We start from the raw sequence: 9,699 nt of genomic DNA, 5'->3' as shown, positions 1-9,699 counted from the left end.
ATGGAGAAGATCGCCGCATGATCTTCCCGCGTGCCGGTCGTTTCGTTAAGTCTGTGCTGAAGGCCACGCGTCAGACGCGGCCGTAAGGGACAAGGAAACGCACATGGCTCGAGTGGCTCTGGTCACGGGTGGCACCCGCGGCATCGGCAAGGCGATCGTTCAGCGGCTGAAGGAAGACGGCATGTCCGTCGCCGCCGGATACTCCGGCAACGTCGAAGCGGCCGAAGCCACGGCGAAGGAACTGGGCGTCACCATCGTCAAGGGCAATGTCGGCTCGTACGAGGACTGTGCGCGGGCGGTGAAGGAGATCGAGGACCAGCTCGGGCCCATCGACATTCTCGTCAACAACGCCGGCATCACCCGCGACGGCTTCTTCCACAAGATGAGCCACGACCAGTGGTCCGACGTGATCCGCGTGAACATGGACAGCGTGTTCAACATGACGCGCCAGGTCATCAACGGCATGCGCGACCGCGGCTTCGGCCGGATCGTCAACATCTCCTCGATCAACGGCCAGAAGGGCCAGATCGGCCAGACCAACTATTCCGCCGCCAAGGCCGGCATGATCGGCTTCACCAAGGCGCTGGCGCTGGAGAATGCGCGCAAGGGGGTCACGGTGAATTGCATCGCGCCCGGCTACATCGACACCGAGATGGTGGGAGCGATGGACGAGAAGGTGCTGGCCGGCATCATCGCCCAGATCCCTGTCGGAAGACTTGGAAAAGGCGAGGAAATTGCGGACATGGTGTCCTGGCTGTCGGGCGAACGTGCCGGATATGTCACAGGCTGTACGCTGTCGCTTAACGGCGGTCAGTATCTGGTTGGCTGACCGGGCCCCGCCCAAAATCCGCCGCGCACCGGTTTCACCACTGATCGCCATGGAGTTGACGGGGACCAGAACGGCGCGCAAGCCGCTTCCGGCCGTGATGGCGATCGCCCTCGCGGCGGCGGCCTTGACTCTGTCGATCTCCACGAGCCCGGCCGAGGCCCAGAACCGCGGCAACGCCCAGGCGGAGCAGAGCCAGTCGCTGCGCAACAGCGGCGGCGTTTCACGCAGCCTGCCTCCCGCCGGTCGCTATGTCGCCGAGTCCGGCGAGGCCTTCATTCTGGACCGTTCGGGCCAGCGGCCGCTCCTGAGGTTCGAGCGGCGCGACGAGACCTGGGTGCTGCGCCCCACCGCCGCTCCTCGTGGGGACGTCATCTATCGCAACGACGCCGGCGCCCAAATCCTGAGGGTGACTCCCGGCGGCGGGATCACCGTCTACACCCCCCGCGCGCCCGGGGGCTCGCCCGCCTCCCTCACCGGCCCCGGGCAGAGCCTGTCGCCGCCCACGCTCGGCCCCGTGCGCCTGTTCGAACTGATGGCGCGGCGCAGCGCGATGGTCAGCCAGGCCCTCGGCCGTCTGGTGGAGATCAATCTGGACGGCCAGGTTTCGGAGTCGCTCTGCGTCGAGGCCCTGATCGTCACGACCGACGCCGTCGCGCGGATCGCCCGCTCCCCCAGCGCCCGGTCGAGCCTCGACAGCCTTAGAAGCATCACCATCGTCGAAGGCGCGCGCTCGGGCGTGACGTACAGCCGCGGCCGTCTGGTGGTGGTGGTGGATCCCAGTCAGGGACAGGCCGGCAGGCCGTCCTCGAGCCGGGTCATCAGGACCATCCTGCCCGAACAGCGAACGCCTAGCCGCTGAAGCCGTCCTTGGCCGCCCGCCGGGCGGCGAAGTCGGCGGCGTCGGCGGCCCTGAGAAAGGGATTGAACGCCTTTTCCGCCGCGATGGTCGTCGGGACCGTGGCCTCGCCCCGCTCTCGCATCGCCAGCAGTTCCCTGGCGCGCGCCGCCATCTCAGGCCGGTGGTCGAGGCTGAGGGCGAAGCGGACATTGGCGGCGGTGTATTCGTGCGCGCACCAGATCACCGTCTCGTCGGGCCAGGCCGAGAGGGTCCGCAGGCTGGCCCACATCTGCTCAGGCGCGCCCTCGAACAGGCGACCGCAGCCGAGATTGAACAGCACGTCGCCCACGAAGGCGTGGGCGTCCGCCGCCGAGCGGTAGACGATGTGCCCGAGCGTGTGGCCGGGCGTATCCGTGACCTCGAACGGGGTCTCCCCCAGCATCACGGTGTCGCCGCCGCGCACGACACGATCGATCGGCGCCGCCCGCCGCACCTCCTCCGGCCCGACGATCTCGCAGCGTGTCTCCGCCTGCAGCCGGGCGTTGCCCTGCGTGTGGTCCGGGTGCCAATGGGTGTTGAGGATCAGGTCCAGCCGTCCCCAGCCCGTGCCCTCCAGCGCGGCGAGGATCGCTTCGGCGTCCGGGGTGTCGATCGCGGCGACTAGCCCCGTCGCTTCGTCCCGAACAAGGAAGCCGTAGTTGTCGGACAGGCAGGGGAACAGGCGGATGTCGAGGCTCATGCGCTGATCCTAGCAGCCGGCCCTGCCTCGGCCTATCATGGGGCATGCGGCGCAGCATCGAGGACCTGCGGATCTTTTATGGCGAACCGGCCGGGGCCTTGGCGCGGCGCCTGCTGGCGCGCCGGCTGGAGGATGCCTGGGGCGAGGCCGCCAGCTGCGACGTTCTCGGACTGGGCTACGCCACGCCATGGCTGGACGCGTTCGTGGGCGCCCGGCGGGTCGTCGCGGCCATGCCCGCGGGCCAGGGCGTGGAGCTGTGGCCGTCGGTCGGGAAGAACCGCACCCTGCTGGTGGACGACCGCCGTCTGCCGTTCGCCGCCGGGTCGTTCGACCGCATCCTTCTGGTCCACGCACTTGAGGAAGCCGACGACGCGCAGGCCTTGATGAGCGAGGCGGTGCGCGCGTTGTCGCCGGCGGGCCGGATCATTCTGGTCGCGGCCGCCCGGGGCGGCCTCTGGTCGCGGGTGGAGGCCACGCCGTTCGGACACGGCCGGCCTTTCACCCGCCGCCAGCTGGAAAGGCTGGTGCGGGCCGCGGGGCTGGAGCCCACGGCATGGTCCCAGACCCTCTACGTGCCGCCATGGGGGCCGCTGCTGCCGCTTGCGGACGGCTTCGAACAGGTCGGCAAGCGGATCATGCCCGGCGCCGCGGGCGTCATCCTGCTGGAGGCGACGCGTCAGGCCTACGCCCGCATCCGGCCCGGCGGCGCCGTGGCGACCACTCCCGTCCTGACGCCCGCGCTGCAGCCCCAGCCCGCCAGTCGCACGAGACGGGCGGACGATCTGGCGACCAGCCGCAAACGCGACTAAAGCCGCTGCATGCGACGACTGATCCTGATGAGACATGCGGAGGCGGAACGTGCCGCCGACTCAGGCCGCGACCGCGACCGCGCATTGTCGGCGAGGGGCCGGCGCGAGGCCGCATCCATGGGCCGGGCCCTGGCCGGGCGGGGGATGAAGCCGGATCTGGCGCTGGTGTCGCCGGCCGCGCGGACCCGGCAGACCTGGGACCTGCTGCACGACGCCTTTGGGGACGTCGAAGTCCGCGAGGACGAGCCGCTCTATAACGGGGCCGCCGACGCCCTTCGCCGCCTGGTCGAGGCCGCCGAGGACGAGGCCGGGACCCTGATGGTCGTGGCGCACAACCCCGGGGTCCACCTGCTGGCGGTGGAATACCTCGTCGAGAGCGCCGCCTCTCCTTCCGTGCTGGACCGGATGAGCGGCGGCTTCCCGCCCGGGGCTGCGGCCGTCTTCACCGTCGATCCGGCCGGGCGTTGCACCTTCGAGGGCCTCCTCCAACCGCAGGACCTGACCCGCGAATGACAGCCGTCGCCTACAAGCTGCTCGACCGACAGGAGTGGGACGCGGCGCGGGCGCTCGGGTCGTACGCGGGGTCGGACGTCGACCGTGCAGACGGCTACATCCACATGTCGACCGCGGACCAACTGGCCGAAACGGCGCGGCGGCACTATCCGGGCCGTTCTGCGCTGGTGCTGGTCGAGGTCGATCTGGGGGCTCTCGGACCGGCCCTCAGATGGGAAGAATCGCGCGGCGGAGCCCAGTTCCCGCACCTCTACGCCCCCCTGCCGGTCTCGGCGGCGCGGCGCGAGCGCGGGCTCTCCGTCGACGTCCACGGCGCCATGCGGTTCGACGACGGGCGTCCGGCATGGGGTTGAGCGACCTCGGCGCTGGCCTGCTGCGAAGGCTCGACGCCGAGACGGCGCACGGCCTCGCGATCCGGGCCCTGCAGATCGCCCCCCTGCCGACGCCGGCGCCCGACGATCCCGTGCTGCGGACATCCGTGGCCGGCTTGAGCCTTCCTAATCCCGTTGGCCTGGCGGCCGGTCTGGACAAGAACGGCGAGGCGCTGGGCGGACTGGGGCGCCTCGGCTTCGGATTCGTCGAGTGCGGCTCGGTCACGCCGCTGGCCCAGCCCGGCAACCAGAAGCCGCGCCTGTTCCGTCTGAGCGAGGATCGCGCGGTGATCAACCGCATGGGCTTCAACAACCTCGGTTTGGAAGCCTTCGCCGCCCGTCTCGAAAGGCGGCCCCGCTCGGTTGTCGTCGGCGCCAATCTGGGAGCCAACAAGGACACCGAGGACAAGGCGGCCGACTACGTTTCCGGCCTTCGTCGGCTGCGGGGGCTGAGCGACTATGTCACCGTCAACGTCTCGTCGCCCAACACGCCGGGTCTTCGCGCCCTGCAGGGGCGGGCGGCGCTGGACGACCTGCTGGGGCGACTGAACGAGGCCCGCGGCGGCGACCGCACGCCCGTGTTCCTGAAGATCGCCCCGGACCTCTCCGGCGACGAGGTCGGCCTGATCGTCGAGGCCAGTCTCGACCACGCCATCGACGCCCTGATCGTGTCAAACACCACGCTCGACCGGCCGGGGACGTTGCGTTCGGCCCACCGCGCCGAAGCCGGCGGCCTGTCGGGCGCGCCGCTCAAGGCCAGAGCCGCCGCGGCGCTGCAAGCGGCAGCCGAGGCGTCCAGCGGCCGCCTGCCGCTTATCGCGGTCGGGGGGATCGACAGCGGCGCTGAAGCCTACGCCCGCATCCGCGCCGGCGCCTGCGCCGTCCAGCTGTACTCCGCCCTGATCTACGAAGGACCGGGGCTGGTCGGGCGGATGAAGCGCGAGCTCGCCGCCCGCCTGCGCGCAGACGGGTTTTCCTCGGTCGCGGAGGCCGCCTCAGCGGCACGTTGACGGAGCGTTAGGGCCCTCACGGCATGATGACGGCCGGGGCGGCATCGCCTTGGTTGGGGAGCCCCATGGCGATCGCCAAAGCAAAGCCGCCACTTCGCGCCGACCGGGCCGCCGATGATTGGGCGCTGGCGATCCGACAGCGGCGCAAGGCCCTGCTGCAGCGGTTGGGCATGGCCGCGGCCAGCGGACTGGTGTTCAGCCCCTTGCTGGGGTGGGCGTTCAGCGTCGGCTGGGTGGTCGGATATTTCATCATTCAGGGCCTCGACCTCTGGGTGTTCTCCCCGATCAACAGCGGCAGGGCGGAACGGCTGGCCGGGCTCCGGAAGGCCGCAGGCTGGGCGATGCTGGTCGTCAACGCCGGCTATTTCGGCAGCCTGTCGATCCCGATGTGGTTGCTGGGCGGGCCGATGGGCGGCATCTGCGCCGCCATGTTGCTGTCCGCCGGCGCGATCTATTCGATCATCAATGCGCCGCAGTCCGCCTCGGTCATGTTGACGACCGCCTCTCTACAGTTCGTCTACCTCGCCGCAACGCCGCTGTTCATGGCGGCCTACGGAGCCTCGCCCGGCTTCGTCGCGGCCGCGGCGATCGCCGTGGGCGTCTTCATCACCTACTGCCTGTCGACATGGCGGCGCATGAACGACGCGCGGCTCGCTGAAAGCGCCGCGCGCATCGAGGCCGACCAGAAGCGGATGGACGCCGAGCGCGTCATGGAAGGCCGCAGCGCCTTCCTCGCCGCCATTGGCCACGACTTGCGGACCCCGATCAGCGCCATCCTGACCGGCGCCGCCGAGCTGGAGCGTGGCGCCAAGGACGCCGCGGCCCGCTCGCAGGCGCATCTGATCACCGACGCCGGCTTCATGATGAAGGCCCTGCTCGATGATCTGCTGGACCACGCCAAGCTCGACGCCGGCCACATGACTGTCGACGAGATGGATTTCGACCTGCGCGAGCTGCTGAACCAGACGGTTCGCCTGTGGCGCGGGCCGGCGCGCGCCAAGGGTCTGAAGTTCCGGGTCGAGGGCGCTGCCTTCGTTCCGACCGCTGTCCGCGGCGATCCGATGCGCCTGCGGCAGATCCTCAACAACCTGATTTCCAACGCCATGAAGTTCACGGCCGAGGGCTCGATCACCCTGCGCCTCAAGGCCTGGTCCGACGAGCCCGGCGGCCATGCCGTCCTTATCGAGGTGGCCGACACCGGGCCGGGCATGACGTCCGACCAAGTCTCGCGCCTGTTCACGCCGTTCGATCAGACCATCGAAGGCGTCAGCGCCATCCATGGCGGGACAGGGCTTGGCCTGGCCATCAGCCGGCAGCTGGCCGAGCTGATGGGCGGGCGCCTGACCGCCCGCAGCCGGCCCGGCGAGGGCGCGCGGTTCACGCTCGCCCTGCATCTCGAGCCGGGCGAGAACCTGCCGGCCGGGGCCCCGGCGCTGGATCAGCAGAGCCGCGACGCCGTCGCCCGCGCGTTGTCCGGTCGGGCGCCGGAGCCGGAAGCGGACGCGGCTCCCGTCCTGGAGACCGCCGAGGCTCCCGTCGCGGAGGGCGGACCCGCCGATTCAATCCGTCAGGATGACGAGGACGAAGGCCGGCCGATGCGGGTGCTCGTCGTCGACGACCACGACATTAACCGCAGGGCGATCCAGCTGATCCTTCAGCCGCTCGGCTGCGACATCGCCACGGCGGTGGACGGGATGGCGGCGCTGAAGATCTGCGAGGACGAGGCCTTCGACCTGATCTTCATGGACGTACGGATGCCGGAGCTGGACGGGCGCGAGACCACCCGCCGCATCCGCGCCGGCGGCGGGCCCAACGCCCTCGTGCCGATCATCGCCGTTACGGCGGATACGGCGGCGGACGACATCGCCGCCTGCACGGCCGCGGGCATGACCTATTTCGTGCCCAAGCCGATCACGCCGCCGATGCTGCTCGGGGCCATCACCCATGTGATGACCATGGATCAGTCAGACGCCGTCGCCGCCTGACGGACCTCGGCCACCAGGCCCTCGGCGAAGTCCGGCTGTCGGATCGCACACTCCCAGACCGTGATCACGCGCCAGCCCTGCTGGCGAAGCGCGGCGTCGTTGGCGGCGTCGCGGGCACGGTTCCGCGCGATCTTGGCGGCCCAGTAGTCGGCGTTGGCCTTTGGCTTACGCGCCCCGCGTGGGCAGTCGTGCCCGTGCCAGAAGCAGCCGTGAACGAACAGGGCGACGCGCCGGCCCTTCATGACCACATCGGGTCGACCCGGCAGCGCGACGCCGCCCAGCCGGTAGCCGACTCCGGCCGCGCGCAAGAACCGGCGCACCGCCAGTTCGGGCCCGGTGTCGCGGCTCTTCACGCGCCGCATGACGGCGCTACGCTTGTCAGGGGTGAAGACGTCGGTGCCTTTTACCATCCGCTCATCCCGGCGAGAGCCGCGACACAGTTCTGTCCAGCTTGACGCCGTCGCATCAGGACGACCGCTTCAGCGACCGTCGAACGGTTGTTCACCCAAAGCACCGGGTCCCGGCTTTCGCGGGGAGGAGCGGAAAGCCGGGTGGCCTCTACAGCTGCGCCAGGAGGTGCTCGGCCGAGGAGACCTTGAACTCGCCCGGCTGTTCAATGTTCAGCTGGCTCACGACGCCGTCCTTGACCAGCATGGAATAGCGCTGCGAGCGCTCGCCCATGCCGAAGCCCTTGGCGTCCATCGACAGGCCCAGCTGGCGGGTGAAATCGCCGTTGCCGTCGCCCAGCATCAGGATGTCGTCCTTGCCGATGCCCTGGCTGTCGGCCCAGGCGCCCATGACGAAAGCGTCGTTGACCGAGACGCAGGCGATGCTGTCCACGCCCTTGCCGGCCAGCTGCTCGCGCAGATCCTTGTAGCCCGGCAGGTGACGCGCCGAGCAGGTCGGGGTGAAGGCGCCGGGCACCGCGAACAGGGCGACGGTCTTGCCGGCGAACACCTCGTCGGTGGTGACGGGCTTGGGACCGTCGTCGGTCGCGCGGGTCAGGTTGGCCGAGGGAATACGGTCGCCGATCTGGACGGTCATGGCAGGGCTCCGGGGGGCTGAAAGCGAAAGCGTGACGATCAGATAGGGGCTACGGCCCACCGCGCCAACCGTTCTGTCCCTTGCGGTCCGCCGTGCGCATCCCGATCATAGGAGCATGAACGAATTTCAGTCCCTCGCGGGTCGCCTGCTGGTGGCCATGCCGGGCATCAGCGATCCACGCTTCGAGCACGCCGTCATCCTGGTCTGCGCCCACCGGCCAGACCACGCCATGGGCCTGCGGCTCGACACCCCCGCGCCTGGCGTCAGCCTGAAGAAGGTGCTGAGCAAGCTCGACGCGCCGGCGCCCGCGGACGCGGACAGCCGAGCGGTCCTGATCGGCGGTCCGGTCGAGCGTGAGCGCGGTTTCGTGCTTCACACCGACGACTGGCTGATCGAGGACGCCTCCGTGCCCTTCGGCGCCGGCCTGGCGATGACGGGCACGCGCGAAGCCCTGCTGGCGATGGCGGATCCGTCGCACGGCCCGCGGCGGTCGGTGCTGCTGCTGGGCTACGCCGGCTGGGGCGACGGACAGCTGGAGGACGAGCTGGGCGAGAACGTCTGGCTGACGGCGGAGGCCGATCCCGAGCTGATCTTCGATCCCGACCACGAGAGCAAATGGGCCCGCGCCCTCGCCGGCCTGGGCGTCGACCCCGCGCAGCTGTCGGGACAGAGCGGGCGGGCGTAGGGCGGATGACGGCTTCCGAACGATTGCGGGCGGTCACCTCTCATGGGCGCTGAAGGGGATCTCCTGCGCAGGCCCGCTGATGTCAGCAATCTTAAGTGTTTGTTGGGCGGTCACATTTTCTACTGAGCGCATGTCGATACAGACAAAGCTCGATGGCCGCCTGCGCCGCGTCTGGGTCACGGTCCTGCCGGATGCTCAGACGGCGACTGTCGTTTCGGTGATACTTCAACTGGTCAAGGTCCGCCCGGCGCTGACGGACTGGGACTGGGTTGTCGACCTCCGAAATCCCTCCGCGGCATCGAACAAGGAGGAGTTGGAACAGCTCGTGGCTGTATTCAACAATGCCTCGGCTGACATGAGGTACACTGTCTTCATCAGCACTGACCCTGGGCTATACGACTGGTGCGCCCGGTTAGGGCGCATGGTCGGGAATAGACGCCACCTTGTGGTGTCGGGGATGGCGGATGCGGTCAGGCTGCTACCGGCGCCGATGCCGACCATCTGACGGGACAAAGCTGTCGAAGTGCACCGTCAAGGTCCTCTGTCACCAGAGTGAACGACGTGGGCGGCGACTTACGCCGACCGGGCCTTCAGCGGCGCCGAGCCGTCCGCCAGCGACTCGTTGAGATAGACCTCGGCCTCCTGCGCCGGCAGGGCGGGGGCGTAGCCGAAGCCCTGGCCGTAGTGGCACTGGGCGTCCAGCAGCAGGCTGGCCAGCCCGGCGTTCTCCACGCCCTCAGCGACCACTTCGAGGGCGAGGTCGCGCCCGAGGTTGACCACCGACTTGACGATCTTGGCCGAGCCCTCGTCCTTGTCCATGGTCAGAACGAAATAGCGGTCGATCTTCAGCGTATCGAACGGCAGCTTGGCCAGCCA

Annotated in this window: 13 protein-coding genes; 9 read left to right on the top strand and 4 right to left on the bottom strand. The window is 69.4% G+C overall.

Going from position 1 to position 9,699, the window contains the following annotated elements:
• Positions 1-103: 103 nt before the first annotated feature.
• Both phbB and VGB60_RS10260 read left to right on the top strand, forming a co-directional pair.
• Positions 104-829, top strand: coding sequence for an acetoacetyl-CoA reductase (gene phbB / locus VGB60_RS10265; protein WP_331038166.1), 726 nt, complete (start codon positions 104-106; stop codon positions 827-829).
• Between the two features lie 97 nt (positions 830-926).
• Complete coding sequence (locus VGB60_RS10260; RefSeq protein ID WP_331038165.1) at positions 927-1,688, top strand: DUF4908 domain-containing protein; 762 nt, start codon at positions 927-929, stop codon at positions 1,686-1,688.
• Here VGB60_RS10260 and gloB read toward each other — a convergent pair.
• A complete protein-coding gene (gloB, locus tag VGB60_RS10255) occupies positions 1,678-2,406 on the bottom strand; it encodes a hydroxyacylglutathione hydrolase (protein WP_331038164.1) in 729 nt (242 codons plus the stop codon). The genes VGB60_RS10260 and gloB overlap by 11 nt on opposite strands.
• 44 nt (positions 2,407-2,450) lie before the next feature.
• Here gloB and VGB60_RS10250 point away from each other — a divergent pair, with 44 nt between their 5' ends.
• The 5 genes from VGB60_RS10250 (at position 2,451) to VGB60_RS10230 (ending at position 7,094) form a co-directional block, all read left to right on the top strand.
• Positions 2,451-3,215: a class I SAM-dependent methyltransferase gene (locus VGB60_RS10250; protein ID WP_331038163.1), complete on the top strand. Its 765-nt coding sequence runs from the start codon at positions 2,451-2,453 to the stop codon at positions 3,213-3,215.
• A gap of 9 nt (positions 3,216-3,224) precedes the next feature.
• Positions 3,225-3,728: a histidine phosphatase family protein gene (locus VGB60_RS10245; protein ID WP_331038162.1), complete on the top strand. Its 504-nt coding sequence runs from the start codon at positions 3,225-3,227 to the stop codon at positions 3,726-3,728.
• Complete coding sequence (locus tag VGB60_RS10240; RefSeq protein WP_331038161.1) at positions 3,725-4,081, top strand: DUF952 domain-containing protein; 357 nt, start codon at positions 3,725-3,727, stop codon at positions 4,079-4,081. The genes VGB60_RS10245 and VGB60_RS10240 overlap by 4 nt, the downstream gene beginning before the upstream one ends.
• Positions 4,072-5,109 carry a quinone-dependent dihydroorotate dehydrogenase gene (locus VGB60_RS10235; RefSeq protein WP_331038160.1) on the top strand — a complete coding sequence of 346 codons (1,038 nt, stop codon included), beginning with the start codon at positions 4,072-4,074 and terminating at the stop codon, positions 5,107-5,109. Before VGB60_RS10240 ends, VGB60_RS10235 begins: the two co-directional genes overlap by 10 nt.
• A gap of 65 nt (positions 5,110-5,174) precedes the next feature.
• Positions 5,175-7,094 (top strand): ATP-binding protein, encoded by a 1,920-nt coding sequence (locus VGB60_RS10230; protein WP_331038159.1) that lies wholly within the window; start codon positions 5,175-5,177, stop codon positions 7,092-7,094.
• On the opposite strand, the gene VGB60_RS10225 is transcribed toward VGB60_RS10230, so the two are convergent.
• Positions 7,070-7,504, bottom strand: coding sequence for a very short patch repair endonuclease (locus VGB60_RS10225; RefSeq protein ID WP_331038158.1), 435 nt, complete (start codon positions 7,502-7,504; stop codon positions 7,070-7,072). The genes VGB60_RS10230 and VGB60_RS10225 overlap by 25 nt on opposite strands.
• A gap of 148 nt (positions 7,505-7,652) precedes the next feature.
• A complete protein-coding gene (locus VGB60_RS10220; protein ID WP_331038157.1) occupies positions 7,653-8,138 on the bottom strand; it encodes a peroxiredoxin in 486 nt (161 codons plus the stop codon).
• Positions 8,139-8,253: 115 nt separating this feature from the next.
• On the opposite strand from VGB60_RS10220, the gene VGB60_RS10215 reads away from it, so the two are divergent.
• Together VGB60_RS10215 and VGB60_RS10210 are read left to right on the top strand one after the other, a co-directional pair.
• Positions 8,254-8,823, top strand: a complete 570-nt coding sequence (locus VGB60_RS10215; protein WP_331038156.1) for a YqgE/AlgH family protein — start codon at positions 8,254-8,256, stop codon at positions 8,821-8,823.
• 130 nt (positions 8,824-8,953) lie between these two features.
• The gene (locus tag VGB60_RS10210; RefSeq protein ID WP_331038155.1) at positions 8,954-9,328 is read left to right on the top strand and encodes a hypothetical protein; all 375 of its coding nucleotides are present in this window, start codon (positions 8,954-8,956) and stop codon (positions 9,326-9,328) included.
• A gap of 68 nt (positions 9,329-9,396) precedes the next feature.
• Here the strand turns inward: VGB60_RS10210 and VGB60_RS10205 are convergent.
• A partial coding sequence (locus VGB60_RS10205; RefSeq protein ID WP_331038154.1) for an EAL domain-containing protein occupies positions 9,397-9,699 on the bottom strand: 303 nt, incomplete at its 5' end.

Origin of the sequence: Brevundimonas sp., from assembly GCF_036399195.1 — a bacterium.
Classification (GTDB): domain Bacteria; phylum Pseudomonadota; class Alphaproteobacteria; order Caulobacterales; family Caulobacteraceae; genus Brevundimonas.
This window is presented reverse-complemented; position numbering and strand designations above follow the sequence as displayed.